We start from the raw sequence: 19,747 nt of genomic DNA on the forward strand, positions 1-19,747 counted from the left end.
CACGGACACGGCCCTGCATGTGTGCCGGGTCGGTGACGTGGTCGGTTCCGCTTCCGCTCTGAAGATGGCCTTTGCCAGTTACCAGAAGGCCGCTCGTACGCTCGCCGGCGTCGCGCACGCGCTCGCCGACGCCCATGGGGTCGGCGAGCAGCTGACAGCCGAAGCGGAGGTCATGGTCTCCGCGATTCTCTCCGATCCGGAGTACCTGCCGAACGTGGCGGCTCGGGCCTGGCGGTGGGCACCCGAGATGGAGGAGGTCGCTGATGCTCTTCGTGCGGCTGACCTGCCCACGGACCTGGCGGAGGCCACGGCTAGCGTGCTCACCCTCTGGGAGAAGGACAGGGGCCAGTACGACTTGCCGGTTGCGCATGTCCTCTCCCAGCTCCGGGCAGAGAGGAGCTGATTCGTTCACGCCGAGGGCGGTCACCTCCGCCGAGAGCGAGGCGTAGGAGCGGTGGGCGGGGGCCGCCGCAACAGGCGCCGGCGAAGGCATGGGGCATGCGGAGGGCGCGGAGCCCTCCAGGTGGGCTGGACAACAAACAAGGCCCCGGTCTCCGACCAGGGCCTCAATGCAAAGAGCGGGTGACGAGAATCGAACTCGCGCTCTGAGCTTGGGATTCAGCGGTTCTCGAATGGCCAAGATGGCCCTGACCTGCATGTTTGGCCCGACCGGGCAAGGTCGGTGCGGTCTCTGGGCACCGGGTTTGACCGCTGTTGTCCGCTCCGAAGGGCACGGATGGGGCACGAACACGAACGCGGTCACTGCAGGGAAACAGCCCTTGGCGTGTCACGCCCAAGCGGTGATGAGGTCGTCGGGGGTGAGGCTGAGGATGCCGTTGGCGCTGCTTCCGCTGCGGGCGACGGCGAGCAGGGGGGTGGAGTCGTCGGTGCCGGGCAGTTGTGAGCGATGGGTGACGAGTCGGGCGAGGTCGCGGTTGTCGAAGGGTTTATTCTCCAGCCACTTGATGGATCCGACGAAGGTGATCTTCTTGGCGATAGGGGATCGGTCGGCGCCGACGAGGTCGATTTCAGGGTCGTTGGTGCGGGTCCAGTAGCCGCCGATCACGTTGGTGGCCTCGGGCAGCCGGTCGTCGGTCAGGCGCCACAGTGCCTCGCGGATCACAGGTTCGACGGCGCGGCCCCGCCAGGACGTCCAACTGGTGCGGATCGATTCGAGAACACGGTCTCCACGCCCGCGCTCGATCATGGGGATGCCGGGCCCGAGGAAAGAGAGCCAGAAGCGCAGGTATGGATCGGCGACGTGGTAGCGGCTCTCGCGGCTCGGCCTGGTGGACAGCGGAAGGTCGGCCGCCACCATGCGTCGGCTGGTGAGGAGCTCCAGGGAACGTTTCAGAGAGCCTGGATTGAGGTCGCCCGCTGCCCGGCCGATCAGGGTGAAGGTGCGTTCCCCGTGTCCGATGGCGCTCAGCACGGTGCGGGCCTGTGCCTCTGTGGGGAACTCGGCGGCCAGAGTGCGCTCGCCGCTGACGAGGAGGGCGGACGTCGGACGGGCCAGCGCCTGCTCCAGGTATTCCCAGAGGGTGGCACCCGGAGGCCATTCCTCAAGGACGAGCGGGAGGCCGCCAGAGACCAGGAAGGCGTCGAACGCCTCAGCTGGCGGGAGGTCGAGCATGGCGGCGACCTCGGTCGGATTGAGCGGAGGTACGACCATCTCGGTGCCGCGCTGGTAGAAGGGGCGACCGTAGGTATTCAGCTGCTCCATCATCGCGATGTCCGAGCCGATGAGGACGAGCAGTACGGGGAGCTTGGACAACGTCCGGTCGAATGCCTTCTGTAGCGCGCCCTCGAAAGCGGGGTCCTCGCGCACGAGGTAGGGCATCTCGTCGAGCACGACCACGCTGGGCGTGTCCTGAGGCAGGACACTGGCGAGCAGGCTCAAAGCCGCGTCCCAGGTCTGCGGGGTGGCGAAGTCCGCGATGCGGCCGGCGTCGGGGAGCGGAGAGACGGCGAGCTCGGCGGCGAAGCCTGCCAGGTCCTCGGCCTTCGAGCCGCCTACTGCGGTGAAGAAGACATGAGGAAGCTCGGAGCGTTCCAGGAACTCCTCCACGAGCCGGGACTTGCCGACGCGTCGCCGGCCTCGGATCAGTACGGCGCGCCCGGGCCGCCCGCTGCGTCCGCCGGTCCGTACAGGAGCTAGTAGGTCATCAAGAAGGCCGAGCTCCGTACGACGCCCAACGAATCCGTTCACAGGTTCCACCTTGCCGATCGTTCATTCTCTGCAGGGTAGGTTACTTGCCTAAATGCAAGTTGCGCCAATGCAATGCTTTCTGCGCAGTTGCTGCCTACGTCCCGTGAGGCTGGGAGAAGATCAAGGCCGGCTTGCATGCGGTGGGCCCGTGTCATGGCTCGCCGACTCGCCGACTCGCCGGCACCCGAGGGCGATCGACGGTCAGTGGCGGCACCGGGTGTCGGACGGTGTGCGTGGGAGGGCTGCGTCCGCACGCCTCCGGCAGTCGACGCATGTCGGGGACTGTAAATCGTTTGACAGACCCGACCCTGAACAAGAACGGCAACGTCTACAACCACGGCACCGATGTCTCCTTCACCGCGCACCTCGGCTCGACCTACAAGAACCGCGCGGTCGAGATCTGGGCGAACCCTTTCGGCGGCGACAAGCCCAACAAGCTGCTGAAAACCGGGACGGTCAACTCCAGCGGCACCCGCATCGCGCCCAGGACGGGCAAGTCCACGGCATACGCCCGGGTCAGTGTTTCCACCGCCGTTTCCAAGCACTACAAGACGGCCAAGATCGGCTCGACGTCGTACTACTGGTTCCACAAGAGCACCGATCCGCTGCTCACTACGACCATGTCCTACTACAAGGGGCGTAAGCAACGTTTCGACCTCCAGGTCTACTCGGGCGGAAAGTGGTATTCCGCCGACTCGGAGTACTTCGCGCTCGGCACGAACGGAAAGCCGGCCGTACGCCTTGGAGCGCCGGATAAGTCCGGGATCAAGGCGCGGATGCGGTCGTGTACGTCAACGGGTCGTGCGGCGACACCGTGAACTCCACGACGTATGGCTCCTGAAAGTACCTGTACTTCTCCAACTAAGGGCTGTATCGCCAAGAATTGCGGGACAGCCCTTTTAGCCTTGCCGAGCGGTGTCAGCGCGCAGGCCCCCGCTCCGCCGACCAAGCGCCCTGCAAGTTCTTCAGGTGAGTGTCGGTCGAACGGATTTCGGACGGGCTTCCGTAGCTCAGCTTCTTCTTGTCCACGGTCTGTTCGAGGCTCATCTCTCGACCTCGACGCCCATCCGGTCCGCCACCGAACGCGACTGCTCACGCACCCAGTCCGGGCCGGAGTCCCAGCCCATGTCCTCCGGCCGGCTGGCCGTCCAGTCCCCGGGCGTCCTCGCGCCCGGTCGGGGAGGGATTTCGAAGTGCACATACCGAAGACCGGCGTGCCCGGGGTCCCGTCCGTCCCGCGAACGTACTTCTACGAATGGGCCAGGATTACCGCCCGCTCGCGTTCGTACATCTCGATTGCTCGCGGATCCCCATCGTAGTAGGCCTCCCAAAAACCGGACTCGTTCCAAGATTCTGGACACAGGGAGAAGGATCCGGATTCGAGCTGGAAGTATCGCCAGGTCGGCGGCAGAGAGTGGGAAGTGACGGTGAAAATTCGGGTGTCGAAGAGCGCGGACTGCCTCAGCCCGCCCTCAACGAATTCGATGCGGAAAGAGTTGGCCATTTTGAAACGAGTGGAGATTTCGAGGACTGCGTACTCATGTCCATTAGTGAGGGTGGCGATCCCCTGTGTGATTTTGGGGTCCGTGGTGTTGTCGATGTTCACTCGAACGCGCATGCGCCTTACCTTCTGTTCATGATTACCTTGTAGTCGTAATTCAAAACCCGCCCCGTTTCGGGATTGTAATAATAATGTACCTGGAAGTCCCCGTAAGGTGACTGGTGCGTCCTGGTGGTGTATTTACCCCAGTCGCTGAGATTGCTTCCGTCCGACGTCATGGCCTCACGCACTGCGGGGTTGCCGATCTTTTCTCCGTCGATCACTCGCCGTGAGTCGGCGATAGCATCGGGCGTGAGCCAGCCGTTCTCATTGAAGATGGAGCCGGCTGATTCTCTGCGCAGTTGTTCGGCGAGCCGCTGGCCCTCGGCCGAGCCCGGCACGAAATTCTCGTTGGCATCCTTGCCCTCCCGCCCTGTGTCGTTCAGACAACGAGGTGCCAGGCCCAGGGGGTCGGACCAGGTGTGTGGGTTGTGGACGTACGTCGACGGGTTGGGGGCCGGGGCCAGCCCCAGGGGGTCCGGTGTCGTGTAGCGGGCTGTTTCCGGGTCGTAATGCCGGTGGTGGTTGTGGTGGAGGCCGGTTTCGGGGTCGTAATACTGGCCCGGGAATCGGAGAGGCGTGTACGCGGTGCTGCGTCTGGCCCAGGTGGTGGTGCCCCAGAGGGTGGTTCGGGTGTGCCAGGCCAAAGAACCCGTTTCGTCGACGAGTTCGGTGGGTGCGCCGACCAGGTCGGTGACGATGGCGAAGAAGCGTTCGTCCACTGTGTGCTGGGAGGAATCGGCGGAGAGGATGCGTTCGGTCTGGGCCAGGGGGCCGAGCCCTTGGTGGTCCCAGGTGAGGACGATGGGCCGGGGCAGCCCGGTTGCGGTGGTGACTTGTTCGCAGAGGGTGGTGCCGTCCCACGTGAAGCGGGTCTCCTCGACCACGGTCCGGTGGTCGTCACCGAGGCGCTCCTTGGCGATTCGGCGGCCAAGCGGGTCGTAGTGGTACCGCCATCGAGTGCCGTCCGGGGTGGTGGCGGCGGTCATGCGGTCTTCCGCGTCCCATTCGTAGCGCCAGGTGTCGGGCTTGCGGGAGAGTCTGGCCTTTTGGCGCAGGGTGATGCGGCCGGCGGCGTCGTGCTCGTACCGCGTGTTCCCAGCACGGGTGATAGTGGTTCCCGTGTACGAACGGAGGCCGGTGGCGTCATGGCCCGGGCGGGATGAGGGCCACGTGGCGGCGGTTTGGTTGCCGGCGGCGTCGTAGGCGTACGCCTCGTTCCAGTCGGCAGCCGTGACCCGGGTGACGCGGCCGGCGCCGTCCAGGTCAAAGCGGTGGAACCCGTTGAGGCTGTCGTCCAGACCGGTGAGGTACCCGTCGGTGCGGTAGGCGTAGGCGCGTGTGTTCAGCGTGGTGCGGTCGCGGCCAACAAGGTGCTGGGTGCTGAGTCGGCCCGCCGCGTCCCAGGTGGAGGCGAGGGTAAGGGCGCCGCCGAAGGAGCGTTCTCGTTCCCGGCCGGCAGAGTCGTGGGCGAAGGTGATGCGCCGTTCACCGCAGGTCAGTTCAGCGGGCCGGCCCGCCGCGTCGTACCCGTAGGTGGTGCGTCGGCCGGTGGGGGTGACCCGGCGGGTGCGCTGTCCCAGCGCGTCGTACGCGTACGTGGTGGCACGGCCGTCCGCAAGTTCCGTCTTCACCCGCCCGGCTTGGTCGTACTGGTAGATCAGCTCGGTGCTCGGGCCGTTCGCCTGCACCAGCCGTCCTGCGGGGTCGTACGCGAATGTGGTCACCCGGCCGGCTGCGTCCTTGCGGATCACGCGGCTGAGGGCGTCGCGAGAGTAGGAGACGGTCTCCCCGAGCGGGGTGACGGAGGCTGTCATCCTCCCGGCCGCGTCGACGGTGTAACCCGCGGTGCGGCCGTCGAAATCGGTCTCGGAGACCAGTCGGCCGGCGCGGTCGTAGGCGTACGTCCAGGTGAGTCCCTGTGGGTTGGTGACCCGGGTGAGGCGCAGGTCCGCGTCGTGCGTGAACTCGTAGCGGGCTCCGTCGGGATCGGTTCGGGCCGCCAGGAGGTCGAAGTGGGTGTACTCGAAACGACTCGTTCCGCCGATGGGATCGGTATGGGTGAGCCGGTTGCCCTCGCCGTCGTAGGTCCATGACTCGATACCGCCGTCCGGGCCGGTGCGCTCTGCGAGTTCACCGTTGGGGGACCAGCGCAGGTGGGTGACCGCTCCCAGTGGGTCGGTGGCGCGCACGGGGCGGCCCAGTGGGTCCCGGTCGTAGCGGGTGGTGCCACCGAGTGGGTCGGTGATCTCCACAGGCAATCCGGCCAGGTCGCAGTGGACCTTGGTCACGTTCCCCAGTGCGTCGGTGACCGAGGTGACCCGGCCCGCCGTGTCGTAGGTGTAGCGGGTGGTGCTGCCGCCGGGATCAGTGACCGCCGTTCGATTGCCGTGGTCGTCGAATTCCTGGAGGCGCCGGGAGCCGTCCGGTTCCACGAGCTCGGTCACGAGCCCCAGCCGGTCCCGCATGACTCGGAGTCGGGCGCCGTCCGCCTGCGTGATCCCGGAGACTCTGCCCTCCTCGTCGTAAGACAGCGTGGTGGTGTGCCCAAGCGCGTCGGTGTGCGTCAGCCGGTGTCCACGGGCGTCGAAGGTGTCGCGGGTGGTGTTGCCCAATGGGTCGGTGGTGGCCAGGACTCGGCACCTGCCGTCGACGAGATGACGGGTGGAGCGGCCGTCGGCGGTGGTGAGGGTAGTGGTCCGGTTGCCCGTGGGCGGATCGGGTTCGGTGTATGTCAGGGTGAGCTGGAAGTGGCCCGCCTCACCACCCTCCGCGACGACGCGGTCCCGGTCGTCGTAGGCGTAGCTGTATCGGCTGTTGTTGGAATCGATCCACGCTGTCACCCTGTGGCGTTCGTCGTAGGTGAAGGTGAGGGTGGCGCCGGATGGTTTGGTGACGTTGGTGAGGTTGCCGTCGGTGTATCCGTAGGTGCGCAGGGGGAGGGCCGCGGTTGGGTCGGCGGTCGTGAGCCCGTTCTCGCCGGTCGTGGGGGTAAGCGCCAGGCTCGTAACGAGTCGGTCTGCCAGTGCCAGCTTCAGGTGGTGGCCGGCGGAGTGGACGAGTGCGAGGGGTGTGCCGTCGTCGGTGCGGTCGAAGGTGATGGTGTTGTTGTTGCGGTCGCTGATCTCGTCGAGCCAGGCGGTGCCGTCTTCGCCGGGGTCGGTTCCGTGTGGGGCGTCGAAGTGGCGTGTGAGGCCGGTGTCGGGGTCGGTGAGCGTGTAGTCGCCGGATGCGTCGCGTTCCAGGATGCTGCGTGAGGTCCCAGTTTCGGGGTGTGTGGGAAGGCCGGGGGCGGGGTGGGGGTAGGTGATGAGGCGGCCGTCGTCGGTGATGTGGATGACGCCGTTGGCGTCGATTTCCAGGTGTTCGTCGACGGTGGAGGACCAGGAGGGGCCGAAGAAGCGGCCTGCGGTGTAGCCGGATTCGACGCGGCGGGTGAAGGCGAGCGGTAGGACGCCAGGGAGCACGATGTCGGTCTGGGGCAGGAACATGCGGCCGGAGGCGAGGTCGACCGGGTCGGTGCCCTTGGTGGCGCGTTCCTCGGGGGTGCGGTTGTGGGTGCCTTCGGGGGCGTCGTCGATGAGGCGGCGGGCCTTGTTCGCGTCCTGGGCGAGGTCTGCGAGTTCTTTGGCGGTGCGGGCTCCCTTGACCGCGGCGCCTCCGCCGCCGGTCGCGGCGGTGAGGGCCAGGTCGGGGACGAGGCGGCCGAGTCCTTCGGCGGGGTCCTTCATGAACTCGGTGACCATCTGCTTGCCGGCGCCCCAGGGGTCGTTGGCGACCTGGACGAGTCCGGCGGCGGTGTTGTTCAGCGCGAGGGCGTACTCGGCGGGGTGGGTGAGGTTGTACGGGTCCATCGGGTTGACGGTGCGCACGAAGTTGAGGAGCCCGGCCGTGCCCTTGGCTATCCCGCCGACGAAGTGGGTGTTCATGATCTGGGTCTCGGCGAGCCCGTCGGCGACGTGGTCGGCGTAGCTCGGCTTCTTCGGCGCGGCGTCCCGCGCGGCGGCCACGGCGGTGCGGGCGGTCTCGGCTGCGGTGTTGCGCTGCGTATGGGCCTCCGCGAGGAGTTGCTGCGCCTCCTCCATGCGCGCCTTGCCCGGATCGGTGAACTCACCGGGCCTGGGCGGCAGCGTGGACGGGTCGCGTTTGTCGGAGGGCAGGGCGTTGTACGTGTCGACGGCCTTGTTGAACGTGTCGCACTTCTCCTTGTGGGCGTCCATCGCCTCCTCGGAGGCCTTGGTACCCGACTTCCACTTGTCGATCGCCAACTGGGCCTGACCCTGCGCCCATTCGACCGTCCCGGCGAACGACTCCAACGCGCCCGCGGCCTTCTCGAAGGCGTCGGAGGCCTTGAACCACTGGGGAGGCTCCACGGAGACCGACTCCCGGAACGCGTCCGCCGTCTTCCCTTTGAGCTCGGAGGCGTCCAGCCCCTTGAGCCCGCCACCGACCTTGTCGAACGCGCCCTGCAGGGCTTTGAGATGACCGGCCGAGGAGCGGATTTCGGAAGGGCTGCCGTAGATCAGCTTCTTCTTGTCCTCGGTCTGCCCGAGGTCCATCTCGTCGACCTCGGCGCCCATCCGGTTCGCGACCGAGCGTGACTGTTCACGTACCCAGTCCGCGCCGGAGTCCCAGCCCACGTCCTCCAGCCGGTCGGCCGTCCAGTTCCCCGCGTCCTCGACCCGGTCACCGACCCACTTCGCGCCGTCCTCGACGGCGTCCTCGATGACGTCCGGTGTCAGATCGCTGACAAGATCCCCGAGTCCCATGGATCAGTTCCCCCCGTTGCCCTGCTGCTGTTGGCGGGACCGCTCCTCCGGTGAGGGCCCGAACGTCTCGTCGACCTGCCGGTCGAAGGCCTCCTGGTCGACGCCGAGCAACTGGTTCATCAGCTCGGCCTGCCGGCCGCCGTTGCCCTCGGTCACCAGGGCCCGGCCGGTGTCCTTCCAGGTCTGCCCGGCCTCGTCCCCGGCCCGCTGGAACGACTCCGGGCTGTAGTCGGGGCTCAGGTAGTCCGGAGTGAGCACGTCCCCCCAACCCTGCTTGACAATGTCGGCCTCGGACGCGTTCGGATTGCCCACACCGGCGTTGACCACGATCTTCAGCGTGCCCTCGATGTACTGGTCCTCCTCCCACAAGACCCCGGCGGACAGGCCCAGCTTCGCCGCGATGGCGTTGGCGTCCTGGACCAGCGCCCGGACCCCCCACTCCCACCGCTCGCAGAAGTCCTCGAACGTCACCGACAACCCGTAGTGCCCGGCCTCCATACCGGTCATCGACAGGCCCGACACCCCCTTGCCCAGGACCGCCCCGGTGCCGGAACCGATCTCCTCCAGCTCGTCCACCGCCGCCCGCAGACCACTGGTGATCTTCTTGACGCTCGCCGGATCTATGTGCAGATCCCCCGCACCGCCGCTCATCGCCCCTGCCCCTGACCGTGGCCCGGTACGACAGTCGAAGCCTCCGCGTCCTGCTCGTCGATGGCGACCGCATCCGGAACGATCCCCGCCACCGGCGGGAAGAACATTGACCCGTCGGGGTCGGCGATGTTCACCGCGACCCCCGCCGGCACCCCCATCGCCGGAACGATCTCGTCCAGCAACCGCGCACCCCGCAACTCCGCGATCTCCCACGACCGCCCGGCGCCCCCGCCACCGTCGAGTGCGTTCCGCGCCTGAGCGAACCGGGCCAACGCCACCTCGTCCGTGAACCCGCACACCCAGCGGACCCCGCCGGACTCCGCGGTCCACAACCCGCCGCCGTCGATGGGTACCAGCACCAACGCCCGCCGGAACTCCCCCAGCAGCGCCCGCGGATCACCCACCCCGGCCCGCTGGTCCGCTATCCGCTCCGCCAGCACTGTCCCCTCGGCCATGAAACCCCCGTACACCATCCGCCGATCGGTCCCGAACACCGTAGAACACCACGCCCGCGCAAGGATCGGCAGTTCCGTCGGCCATGGCTGCCTTCGGCCGGCGGGGGCGTGAAGGTTGAGTGAGGTACGGGAGCACCGGCGGCGGACAGCCTGGTCCACGCGGCCACCGCGCTGGGTGACAGTGCCTGCGTTCTCAGTGCACACCAGGACGCCGGTAGCACAGCTCACGGGAGACATACCGTGGGCCAGACAACAAAGAAGCCCCCGGCCGCTGACCTGGGGCTTCTTTCAAAGAGCGGGTGACGAGAATCGAACTCGCGCTCTGAGCTTGGGAATCAACGGTGCTTGAGTTGTCAGAGGGGCTCTGACCTGCGATTTCGCATTGGGCAGGTGGACAGCCGGGGTCTCTGGGAGCCGTATCTGACCGCTGTTGTCCGCTCTGCTGGGCACGGATGGGGCACGAGTGGTGGCGGTGCAGCGGTGCCCGCCAAGTTGCATGCCCCGGGTCGCCGCACGAGGGCGCCCCGGGGCGGAGCTCCGGCCGTCATGACCGCGGAACTCGAGGTGCCGTCGACACCCTCCCGCACCAACATCCCACGCTTGAACTGGGCCCCACGGACACAAGTACGCCATCGACGCCACTGTCGCCGAGGTCGCACTGCGCCAGCCGAAACCGGTCGCCCTGCTGACGTCCGACAGCGACGGCATAAGGTGCCCATGTACGCCCCTGTCCGGCGCGGTTGATTTCAGCAGCGGATGTCAGAGACCTTCTGATCCGTAGCTCTGGAGAGTCCGGTCGTTGGAGGTCATGCAGGTTGCCGTAAAGAGCGATGTGGGAGTTGTCACCCATACATAGGGAAGTCATTGCCCAGGATGATCCGCCAGAGACGGATAGCTTCACGGTGGTCGCCCCGGTTCTCAGCGGCCAATGCCAAGTCCGCTCTATCCCGAGCACTCTTCAGGCTGTCATTTGCGGCATCCTTGCTCGCCCAACTCAAGTAGGTGGAAAGGTCGCCGCTAAACCCGGCGGGGTCCTGTACGGAGAGATTGTAAAGGTTGTAGTCGAAGAACAATCGCAGCGCTGCCCTTGAGTTGTTTCCCAGAGTTCCGTACGTCCGCGCAACCAACATCTCAAGATGGAAGGAGGAGAGACGCGAGCTGTGTGCCTTATTCCATTTCTTGGCGAACCGGATGACTCTCTTGAGGTTACCGCCCAAGGCGTTGTTGCGATCGTCGAGGTATGTCTCGTGTTTATTGGGATTGGTGGTCAACCAGTTACCCGCACCATCAGGGATGCCGAAATCGCCACTTGTGTATTTTTCGACCGGAGCCACGTCCACGCTCAAGCCGTCGGCGTAGAAGAACCGCACAGCCTGACCACGAGCGCCAACCTTGCGTACGGGCGAGTTTTCGTTAAGCACCTTCCGCACCCGATACAGAAACTCGGAGGAGTTTTCTCGGTATCTTCGGTTCCACAAGTCCTGGTCGACATGCATATGGACCATGAGGTCAATGTCATCGACAGGATTGCAAGCGGTGTTCCGCCCGAGCGAGCCGATGATCTTGTGGGACTGATAGCGGATGTCGTTACCGGCAGGAAATGCTGCCTTTATGACGTTCACGACTGCATCTCGGCGTCCGTAGACCTTGGTCCGGGTGGCAGATGAGGGCTTCGTCTCGAGGTCGAACTCGTTGAACGCGGCCACGGTGGTCGTTGCCATTTTTACTCCCCCTCGTCCGTGGCGTAGCTCTGGCCACCGCCGCTGATGTTCTTGCTGGACTTTTTGTAGGCCAGGCGGCCCGGTGGGTCTGACGTCTTGTTGAGCTCATCCCGAGTGTTGGTGAGGTTGCGCAACGTGTCTCGCGCGTCCTCGCGGCTCATATCGACCAGGTCGATCGCGAGAAACTGTCGGGCGGCTGTCTGCAACTGAAGGTAGGCGTTCGCCGACGCCTGCGCCTGTGTCATACGACGCGACGCGTTCACGGTGGTCAGGGTGGCGCTGAACGCGGCCGAGATAAGGGCCAACACCCCGGGCCAGATACCGAGGTTGCCACCGAGGGCAGTTCCGCCAGAGATGGCGGCAAGCGCTGCTGCCGGGACACCGAGCATTAGGTTGATGAGCCGCCACAACTTGGCCTGCTCGAACTGTCCTTGAGCACTCCACAACGCACTCTCGTGGATGCGGTCGGCTTCTTGCGCGATGCCCCTGTGCGACTCAGGGAGGCCGCTGGGAATCAGTGACACGAACACCTCATTGGGTCAGGAACCGCGTAGCAGTGGGAATGGGGCAACTGGGGTAACCGGCCAGTGTAGGCAGGTGGGTTCACGGTGGGCCAGCGGTGTGCATGTGGTGTGACGTTTTGCCATGGCCGCCAGCGTGCAGCATGCTCAGCCGCTCAGAACCAGCCTGAGGGAGGGCGGGCGGTCGAGCGGCCGACCTACGGACCTCCACTGCGGGACCGGTGAAGCGACCGTATGCGACCCCTCCGGCGTGAGGGCCACCCACCCACATCACGAACTCATCGCCGGCCGCCAGCTCACTCACGTAGCGAACTACGGTCCGCGAGCTCAGAACGTGGCCGTCGCGGCGGTGCCCTTCAAGGTCAAACTTTTTCGGGGTGCAGCTCAGAAGCCAGGTGGACACACATCCCCCAGGGTGACTCCGGTGATGGGGTCACTCTAGAAGGCGGCACTGACAAGGCAGTCGAGTTGCCCCTTGATGCGAACTACAGTCACGAGGGTCACTGAGGTCACTCGACCTGGTCGCGGCAACGGTGGTGACTGAGATAGATCAGCTGGGGTTGCGGCGGTTGCTGTACCGCACGGTCGCTGACGACCACCTCAAGAGTGCAGGTCGATACTTGGCGACGACCGCAACAAGAGCGGGACGCCCCGGTCGGTCCCGGGCAGCGGGCGGCCCCGCCCAACTAGTCTCCGAGGAGTTTCGGAGATCGCAACTTCCCAGACCAGACCGTCGTTATCGTGGATGCGACCTTGGGGGGAGCATGGCACGGGTTAGGCCAAACCGCCGCATCGAGCGAGCTGGCGTGAACGCCATTCGGACGCTGCTAGAAGATCATAATCACATTGTCCAAGAGATCGAAGGCGGTAATGACCACGGCGAGGATTTGCATGTCCTCCTGACGAGAGACGGGCGCCGAACCGGGCACGTTCTCGCTATCCAGGTGAAGTCCGGTAGGAAATATAAGCGCGCCAAGGGCTATAGCATTGCGATCGAGGATCATTACGAGGACTGGAAAAATAGCAAGATCCCCGTTGTGGGTATTGTCTATGATCTCGAAATGAGGAAGCTTTATTGGGTAAACCTGACGGCTGCGCTCGAAAACGCCAAGGGTGTCGTCAAGCGCGTAAGTATCCCTCAAGCCTCCCTTCTGAATTCGGGGACTATCCCTGATTTTATCTCCGCGATTGAGTCTTACATCGACTCGACCGGCATGCGGCTGCGGGAATTCACGCTAGAGGAAGCATTTGCCGCAGTTTCCCGGGCGCTGGACGGCCTTGATCCCAACAATGTACCCAACCCGCTCTTCGAGGGATGGGCAGAGCTGCTATTTCGTCACGAGCAACGGGCAAAGCGGGTCGCGCGGTTCATACTTCAGACTTGCCCCCTTTTTCTGCTTGCTAGCCTGCTGGTGTATGAGTGGCCCTATCAGGTGCGTTACGTAAAAAATTACACGGATCTTAGTCCTGTCCTTACTGTAGGAAGCCTGTACATTTTTATCTCTTGGATGACGCTTACGATCTTCTTTGAGTTGCGCGCAGGGCGCCGCCCGGAGGAGACAGGGAACTGGCTGATCGCTGTTTGCGGACTCTACCTATGGATCCCCGTGATGGATGATGAAGGAAGGGGGTCAGAATGGATGGGTGAGGCGTTAGTGGTTTCTAGTGTGCTGATTTCTCATTTCGGTTTGCTCACCCTGTTGACATTTTATATCAAGCGCGAAGTGGCTAGAAAGAAGCGTCGCTCTACATAGCAAAACGGTGGTCAGTCCAAAGCCTCATGTTGGCGACATCTGAACTGAGAGGACAAGAATGTCGGTGGTCACCCCCGGCGCCCATCTCTATCCTTCGGCGGATCGGCGGTGCTTCCTCTGCAACCAGGATTTTGTGGAAGCTCACCCTGTAGTGATGTGGGCCGGTTCGGGCGTCCCTATTTATCTTCACGGACGACGATGTGCCAGTTCGTTTGTTCTCAGGCTTGCACGTGACGCCTTGGAGGTCGAGCACTTGCTTAAGGGCGATGTCCAGTCCGCATCGCCGGAGCTCTGACGCCCTGGGCCGCGACCGCTCGGCTCTGCCTGGGGCGAAGGTGGTCGGGATGGGAGCCCACAAAGCTCACCACGAATCCGCTGGCACTCGCGTACGGCGCCCCTCCCATCCCGGAGTCTGAGCGCCCCGCCGGAGGCATCATCTTGAAGCCGCGGGCTTGGTTCTCGTCCCATGCACTCCGGGCCTATCTCTCGTGGGCGCGCGTCGGCGGCGGCAGCGCCGAGCGGGCCGGAGGCAGGAGCGCGGGCGCAACCAAAGCCGGGTGCCTTGATGAAGTAGGGAAAGATCTACCACGCTGAAGTCGGGCACTGCGTGGGTCGTGCCCGAACATGGCCGTCGACCGCACCTGGTGGGAGCGGCCGACGGCGGGTCCGGAGATTGTCAGGCAGATGTGGCGGCCTTACGGCCCCTACGTGTGCGGTGGTGGAGAACTTCGTCGAAGGTGGCGCGGGCGCCCGTGGGGTCGATGTAGTGCATCGCCAGGAGGGCGGCGATGACCGCGCCGACCAGGTCGTTCTGGACTTCGGACCAGGTGTGGTCGTCGCCGCAGGTGGTGAGGCCCTTCAGGCCGTGGAGGGCGTGCATTGCCTCGCCGGCTTCCTCGGCGACCTTGCCCACCTGGAGGGCTTTGAGTTCCTCGTCGGGGAGGTGGGCGCCGGCCGCTCGGCAGACGACGGAGAGCTTCTCGATGTTGTCCCACAGGGTGTCCACGTCGGACCTCCGATCGATGGGTTCGGTTATTCCTGTGCGGGACGTCCGAGCTGGCGTACGGTCCATCCGGCCATGCGCCAGGCGTCGGCGTCGATGAGGTTGCGGAGGTCGACGAGGACCGGGGCCGCGACCAGTGGGGCGAGGGCCTTGGGGTCGGCCTCTCGGAAGTGGGGCCACTCGGTAGCCAGGACGATTAGTTGGGCGCCCTGGACGGAGTTGTCGAGGGCTTCGGCGTAGTCGAGCTCCGGGTGCCGGCGCAGTGCCGTGGGCACGGCGTGCGGGTCGTGGACGGTGACGGTCGCGCCGCGCTGGTGCATGAGGGCGGCGATCGCCAGGGCCGGGGATTCGCGGACATCGTCGGTGCCTGCCTTGAAGGAGGCGCCCCAGACGGTGATGCGTACGCCGTCGACGGGGCGGCCGAGCGTCTGCTCGATGAGCCTCAGTGCGGCGGTGGGGCGGGATTCGTTGACCTCCTCGGCGGCTCGCAGCATGGTCGCTGCCTCGGTGGCGCCCAGGGTGCGGGCGGATGCGGTGAAGGCGCGGACGTCCTTCGGGAGGCAACCGCCGCCATAACCGGGGCCGGCGTTGAGACCGCCGCGGCCGATACGGGGGTCGAGGCCGATGGCCTCGGTGAGCTGCTGGACGTCGGCTCCGGCGGCGGTGCACATGTCGGCGACGCCGTTGATGAAGGAGATCTTCATGCCGAGGTAGGCGTTGGCGGCGCCCTTGATGAGTTCGGCGGTGGCGGGGTCGGTGACGAACAGCGGGATCCCGTTCGCCAGGAGAGGTGCGTAAACCTGGCGTACGGCGTCCTCTGCGCGGGCCGAGGGGACGCCTACGACGATCCGGTCGGGTCGCAGGGTGTCGTCGATGGCGTGGCCCTCGCGGAGGAACTCCGGGTTCCAGACGACCTCCACGTCCTCACCCGCCGGGGAGAGACGCGCGAGGAGTGCGCCGAGGTCGCGTGAGGTGCCGACGGTGACGGTGGACTTGCCGATGACCACTGCCGCACGGGTGAGGTGCGGGGCGAGGGCGCGGGCGGCGCCGAAGACCTGTCCGGTGTCGTAGCTCCGTCCGTCCGCGTCGATCGGCGTGCCCACGGCGAGGAAGTGGACGGACGCGAACTCGGCCGCCTCTTCGAGGCTGGTGCTGAACCGCAGGCGTCCAGTGGCGGTGTGGGTGGTGAGGAGTTCGGGCAGGCCGTCCTCGTAGATGGGGCACTCGCCGGCGTTGAGGCGGTCGATCTTCGCCTGGTCCAGGTCCACGCCGATGACCTCGTGGCCGATCTCGGCCATGGCAGCGGCGTGGGGGATGCCCAGGTGACCGCAGCCGATGACGGATACGCGCATGGGGTCGACGCTCCTTTCCTTGCCTCTCGCCCGCCCGGTGAGTCCGGGCCGGCCGGGTGCGTCACGCTAGCGTCACCACCCGGCGCGGCCCTCTTCGTGCAGGTGAATCAACCAGCGTGCTGCTTCAGGAGTTTGACGAGTGCGGGCAGCGCCTCAGCGGCGGTTGCCCGGCACACCAGGTCACCGTCCTGGGGCCCTTCCAGCGGGTAGGGCATGAACTGGCCGTCGTGCCAGAAGCCCTCCGGGTCCAGGTAGACGATCTGCATGCCGCGAGCGCGGGCGCGAGCCTGGACCTTGCGTCGGTCGGCGTGCAGGCCGACGACGAGGAGTGCCTTGGCGCCGTCGATCCAATCGACGTCGGGTACGGCTTGGTCGTAGCGGCGCATAAAGCACTCGTCGAGCCCGGCACGCGCGGCGAGCACGTCGAAGTTGTTGGTGATGACCGGACCGACGAGGTGCCCGGCGTCCTTCAACTCCTTCAACGCCCACATGGCTGGGGTCGGCTCGGCCAGGAAGCACGCACGGAACATCTCCACGAATTCTGCCGTCTTCTCCTCCGGCTCCGTCAGCACCTCATGGAGAAGTGTGTCCGCTGTCGGGGAGAGGGTGAAGCGGTGCTCCCGCGGCTCGTGGCCCTGGCGGTCGGTGACCCGGTAGATCTCGTGGAGCCGGTGCAGGGGCGGGATGCCCGCCTCGACCGACGTACCGCATCCGATCTCCACCTGGAACGGTCGCAGGTTCGCGAGGACGGATAGGTCCGGCACGCGGGTCGGCGTGCCGGGGCGGTCTTTGAACCGGATTCCGGTGGAGAGCACGTTCCACGGCAGTTGCCGGACAGCGGGCGGCGGCGCGTAGGACACAGAGGCGATCTGCACGTCCAGGCTCCGGTAGCCGGCTGGGAGGGTGCGGCCCGCAGCGGCGTCTTGGGGGTGGGCGTCGTGCTCGGTGATCCGGCACTTCAGATCCCGTCGGGTCCATAAGAATCCACCGGGAGCCTCCTTCCAGCCGCCAGCGGCGAGCGAATCCCACAGGGCGTCTTGGTGCGCGGCGACCTCGTCGGCCGGGGCGGACGCGGAGTGATAGAGGTACAGGTCGGTCAAGCCGATGGCCGGCGCAGCCGTGGTGGGCACCAGGCCGTACCGGTAGCGGTAGTGGATGATCCGCCGCCGTGCGTCGTCGGAGGCCGCCCAGCCGGACTGGCTGGCGGTGGCCTTCTCCTGGGTGCGGCGCCAGATGCCTTCTTCGATGTAGCGGGGGCGGTCGGCGTCGCCGAAGTACGTCTTCCAGACCTGCTGCTGGTCGGGGACGAGCTGGTCGATGACGATGTACGGGATGTCCATGATCCCTCCCTGGGGAATCACGCGTGGATGTTCCAGATGGCTGACGAGGTGCAGGCCGTCCCGCTCCGGGCAGCCGAAGCCGCGCTGAGCGGGGCGGTTCTTCAGCGCCGCTCGACGAGAGAGCAGCGTGGGAGGCTCCGGCGGTCGAGCGCGGGCAGACGGCATCGGTATCGGGAGCGGCCTCAGCGGTCGGAGGGCAGGCTCGCGTCCGGTGCGACGGCGGTGGGCCGATGGCCAGCTCCTTCAAGGAACGGGCCGGCGTGCTCACGCAGTGCCCAGGCCGGGCCGACCAGGCCGACGACGGCCAGAAAGGTGAACGCGATTCGGCCTCCGTGGTCGGACCGTGCGGTTCTGGACGCGGCGTTTCGGGCATGGCGGCGCCGAGCCCCGGTCACGAGGTGCCGCCGAGGGTGTGTTCGTGGGCGACGAGGAGGCGGCTGGTCTGCGCGTACAACCGCTCCAGCTCAGCAGAGGTGAGGATGAGCGCGCCGTCGAGGGTCGAGCCGTCATCGAAGTGGAACTCGACGGGAACCGACCCTTGCTGGGCCCTCGGGTCGTAGACCGCGTCCCGGCCGGCCAGCAGCGTGGCGTGCGTGGCCTTCACCGGCACGGGCTTGAGCGTCGTCCCGTCGGCGGGCGCGGACCACTGGGTCCCGCCCCCGGGAGGGCGCAGGTGGTAGGTCGTGGCGGAGCCCTCACCAGGGAGGGCGACCACGACCCCCACACGGTCGTCACGGGCGCTGTCGGTGGCGAGGTCGCCGAGCCGGGGAACGAAGGGAGCTGCCGTACCTAACCCGGCTCCCTGGGAAGGGAGGTGGGGAGAACGTCGTGGCGTCATGCCCTGAAGTTAGGGTCAGGACAAACCTCGAATATGAGCCGGAGGAATATGACCCCTATCCGTCCAGGTGGAAGCGGTCGGACATGCGCCGCAGCTTCTCCCGCGTGGCTGCTCGTTCCGCGTAGACGATGCTGCGAAGCGTCGAACGGGCGATGGGGTGGTTCCGCACGAGCTGGGGCGCGATCCGCTCAGCCGTCTCCAACTCGGCCAGGGCCTTGCCCCGGTTCCCGTCCCACAGCCAGGCGCGCGCGACGTCCATGTGGTGGTGACCCTGCCGGGAGTTGGGCAGTGTCCCGACCAGTACTGGGCTGGTACGGCGGTTTATCTCCAGTGCCTTGCCCTGCTCGCCCATTTCCAGAGCCACGCTAATCGCGTGGATCTGCACGTTCCCGGCGGAGAACGTCAGCGAATGCCGGTCGTACACAGGTGCCCCGACATAAGCGTCCATGCGCTCGGCAGCAGCCTTCGCGTGTCCGATCCGGTCTTCGGCCTCCGAGGCGCGGCCGGCTCGGGCGGCGGAGACCGCAGCCCGTAGCTGCAGCGTGCCCCAGGCCCGCACGGCCAGCGGCTCACCACGGTCGTACTCCTGCTCCACCGAGGTGATTGCCTTGTCCGAGAGCGTCAGAGCGTCGGCCCAGTCAGCCGTCGCCCACATGTCCCAGACCCTCATCCAGTCGGCGACGGCGGGCAGCACCGGATCTCCCGACAACCTGGCTGACCAGGCTGCCCGCTCGCAGGCCATGGCGACCAGTTCGGGGTGCCCGAGGGAGTGGGCGGCGGTGTGTGCGAACTTGCAGCACACGGCGTAGATGGCAAACGCCTCCTCCCGCTCGTGCCCCTCCGACTCCTCAGCCAGGGCGCGCGCCTCGCGGAACAGGTCCGGGAGAACGCGGAGAATCGCCACGTTGGAAGCGGTGTCCCGCAAGCGGTGCAGCCGGGTCACCTCACGCCACAGCTGTGATGCGGGCCGCGGAGCCCCGTCGAAGACGGGGACGAGGTCGTAGCGGCGCAGCTCGCGCAAGATCGACGAGGCGGCAACCTGCCACTGGTTGTCGTCTGGGGAGCTGCTGTACGGCCGCCCGATCAGGTCGTTCGGATGGACGTGCAGCTCCGCGGCTACCTGGTTGAGCAGCCCGACCCGGTCCAGCTCGATCAGGCCACGTTCCATCTTCGACACCCAGCCCTGCGACTTCCCCAGGGCCGTCGCCAGGTCGGCCTGCGGCATGCCCAACCGCAGCCTCGCCCTGCGGACGCGCTTGCCGATCTCCTCGGCTTCCTCCAGCATCAGGACACCTCCCGGCCGCCGGACGATCCGGCGCGATCGCCGGTCTGTCCGTACAGAGTTCGTCTCCAGCACGGTACCCATGACGCGGCTTGTGCGTGAGACGAGCTGCCGGGGCAGGGCTGCCATAGCCGTGTTTCCCGCTTCGCCATGAAGGGCCAACACGAGGCAGGGGAACTTTTACCTTATCGGCGACCGGCTTGTCCGAGCCTGGTGCTGAGTCCTCCGCCGTTGCTGTTCCACGGCAGCGGA

At 66.2% G+C, this 19,747-nt stretch carries 14 protein-coding genes and 2 pseudogenes; 3 read left to right on the plus strand and 13 right to left on the minus strand.

From position 1 onward, the window contains the following. Position 1 precedes the first annotated feature (1 nt). Positions 2–403 (plus strand): annotated as a pseudogene (locus tag E6P78_RS22275) (DUF1932 domain-containing protein); the annotation flags it as partial. A gap of 384 nt (positions 404–787) precedes the next feature. Here E6P78_RS22275 and E6P78_RS22280 read toward each other — a convergent pair. Next, the gene (locus tag E6P78_RS22280) at positions 788–2,209 is read right to left on the minus strand and encodes an ATP-binding protein (RefSeq protein ID WP_136205404.1); all 1,422 of its coding nucleotides are present in this window, start codon (positions 2,207–2,209) and stop codon (positions 788–790) included. A gap of 293 nt (positions 2,210–2,502) precedes the next feature. Between E6P78_RS22280 and E6P78_RS22285 the strand changes: the two genes are divergently transcribed. After that, positions 2,503–3,027: a hypothetical protein gene (locus E6P78_RS22285; protein WP_346765596.1), complete on the plus strand. Its 525-nt coding sequence runs from the start codon at positions 2,503–2,505 to the stop codon at positions 3,025–3,027. Between the two features lie 100 nt (positions 3,028–3,127). Here the strand turns inward: E6P78_RS22285 and E6P78_RS33900 are convergent. The 7 genes and pseudogenes from E6P78_RS33900 to E6P78_RS22320 form a co-directional block, all read right to left on the minus strand. Next, positions 3,128–3,259 (minus strand): annotated as a pseudogene (locus tag E6P78_RS33900) (hypothetical protein); the annotation flags it as partial. A gap of 199 nt (positions 3,260–3,458) precedes the next feature. Then, positions 3,459–3,815: a hypothetical protein gene (locus E6P78_RS22290; RefSeq protein ID WP_136205405.1), complete on the minus strand. Its 357-nt coding sequence runs from the start codon at positions 3,813–3,815 to the stop codon at positions 3,459–3,461. Between the two features lie 17 nt (positions 3,816–3,832). Next, positions 3,833–8,578, minus strand: coding sequence for a putative T7SS-secreted protein (locus E6P78_RS22295; RefSeq protein WP_136205406.1), 4,746 nt, complete (start codon positions 8,576–8,578; stop codon positions 3,833–3,835). Between the two features lie 3 nt (positions 8,579–8,581). Next, positions 8,582–9,229 (minus strand): hypothetical protein, encoded by a 648-nt coding sequence (locus E6P78_RS22300; RefSeq protein ID WP_136205407.1) that lies wholly within the window; start codon positions 9,227–9,229, stop codon positions 8,582–8,584. Then, positions 9,226–9,684, minus strand: a complete 459-nt coding sequence (locus tag E6P78_RS22305) for a hypothetical protein (RefSeq protein WP_136205408.1) — start codon at positions 9,682–9,684, stop codon at positions 9,226–9,228. Before E6P78_RS22305 ends, E6P78_RS22300 begins: the two co-directional genes overlap by 4 nt. 842 nt (positions 9,685–10,526) lie before the next feature. Continuing rightward, a complete protein-coding gene (locus tag E6P78_RS22315) occupies positions 10,527–11,405 on the minus strand; it encodes a hypothetical protein (protein ID WP_136205409.1) in 879 nt (292 codons plus the stop codon). 2 nt (positions 11,406–11,407) lie between these two features. Next, positions 11,408–11,929, minus strand: coding sequence for an SLATT domain-containing protein (locus tag E6P78_RS22320; RefSeq protein ID WP_109917026.1), 522 nt, complete (start codon positions 11,927–11,929; stop codon positions 11,408–11,410). A gap of 803 nt (positions 11,930–12,732) precedes the next feature. Here E6P78_RS22320 and E6P78_RS22330 point away from each other — a divergent pair. After that, positions 12,733–13,680: a DUF4365 domain-containing protein gene (locus E6P78_RS22330; protein ID WP_168712680.1), complete on the plus strand. Its 948-nt coding sequence runs from the start codon at positions 12,733–12,735 to the stop codon at positions 13,678–13,680. Between the two features lie 676 nt (positions 13,681–14,356). On the opposite strand, the gene E6P78_RS22335 is transcribed toward E6P78_RS22330, so the two are convergent. The 5 genes from E6P78_RS22335 to E6P78_RS22360 all read right to left on the minus strand — a co-directional run bounded on the left by E6P78_RS22335 (position 14,357) and on the right by E6P78_RS22360 (position 19,498). Further along, complete coding sequence (locus E6P78_RS22335; RefSeq protein ID WP_136205411.1) at positions 14,357–14,686, minus strand: MazG-like family protein; 330 nt, start codon at positions 14,684–14,686, stop codon at positions 14,357–14,359. 26 nt (positions 14,687–14,712) lie between these two features. Further along, positions 14,713–16,035 carry a UDP-glucose/GDP-mannose dehydrogenase family protein gene (locus E6P78_RS22340; protein ID WP_136205412.1) on the minus strand — a complete coding sequence of 441 codons (1,323 nt, stop codon included), beginning with the start codon at positions 16,033–16,035 and terminating at the stop codon, positions 14,713–14,715. A gap of 107 nt (positions 16,036–16,142) precedes the next feature. Then, on the minus strand, positions 16,143–17,375 hold the full coding sequence (locus E6P78_RS22345; protein ID WP_136205413.1) for a hypothetical protein: 1,233 nt from the start codon (positions 17,373–17,375) through the stop codon (positions 16,143–16,145). Positions 17,376–17,766: 391 nt separating this feature from the next. Continuing rightward, positions 17,767–18,090 (minus strand): hypothetical protein, encoded by a 324-nt coding sequence (locus E6P78_RS22355; protein ID WP_240799319.1) that lies wholly within the window; start codon positions 18,088–18,090, stop codon positions 17,767–17,769. Between the two features lie 178 nt (positions 18,091–18,268). Further along, on the minus strand, positions 18,269–19,498 hold the full coding sequence (locus tag E6P78_RS22360; RefSeq protein ID WP_136205416.1) for a helix-turn-helix domain-containing protein: 1,230 nt from the start codon (positions 19,496–19,498) through the stop codon (positions 18,269–18,271). Between the last annotated feature and the right edge of the window lie 249 nt (positions 19,499–19,747).

Origin of the sequence: Streptomyces sp. A0958 (assembly GCF_004795035.1) — a bacterium.
In the GTDB taxonomy this organism is placed as follows: domain Bacteria; phylum Actinomycetota; class Actinomycetes; order Streptomycetales; family Streptomycetaceae; genus Streptomyces.

What these genes read in the sequence shown, in the direction of transcription:
- E6P78_RS22295 (WP_136205406.1), bottom strand. Translation starts at nt 8,578, where the DNA reads ATGGGACTCGGGGATCTTGTCAGCGATCTGACACCGGACGTCATCGAG.
- E6P78_RS22300 (WP_136205407.1), bottom strand. Translation starts at nt 9,229, where the DNA reads ATGAGCGGCGGTGCGGGGGATCTGCACATAGATCCGGCGAGCGTCAAG.
- E6P78_RS22305 (WP_136205408.1), bottom strand. Translation starts at nt 9,684, where the DNA reads ATGGCCGAGGGGACAGTGCTGGCGGAGCGGATAGCGGACCAGCGGGCC.
- E6P78_RS22315 (WP_136205409.1), bottom strand. Translation starts at nt 11,405, where the DNA reads ATGGCAACGACCACCGTGGCCGCGTTCAACGAGTTCGACCTCGAGACG.
- E6P78_RS22340 (WP_136205412.1), bottom strand. Translation starts at nt 16,035, where the DNA reads ATGCGCGTATCCGTCATCGGCTGCGGTCACCTGGGCATCCCCCACGCC.
- E6P78_RS22345 (WP_136205413.1), bottom strand. Translation starts at nt 17,375, where the DNA reads ATGGACATCCCGTACATCGTCATCGACCAGCTCGTCCCCGACCAGCAG.
- E6P78_RS22360 (WP_136205416.1), bottom strand. Translation starts at nt 19,498, where the DNA reads ATGCTGGAGGAAGCCGAGGAGATCGGCAAGCGCGTCCGCAGGGCGAGG.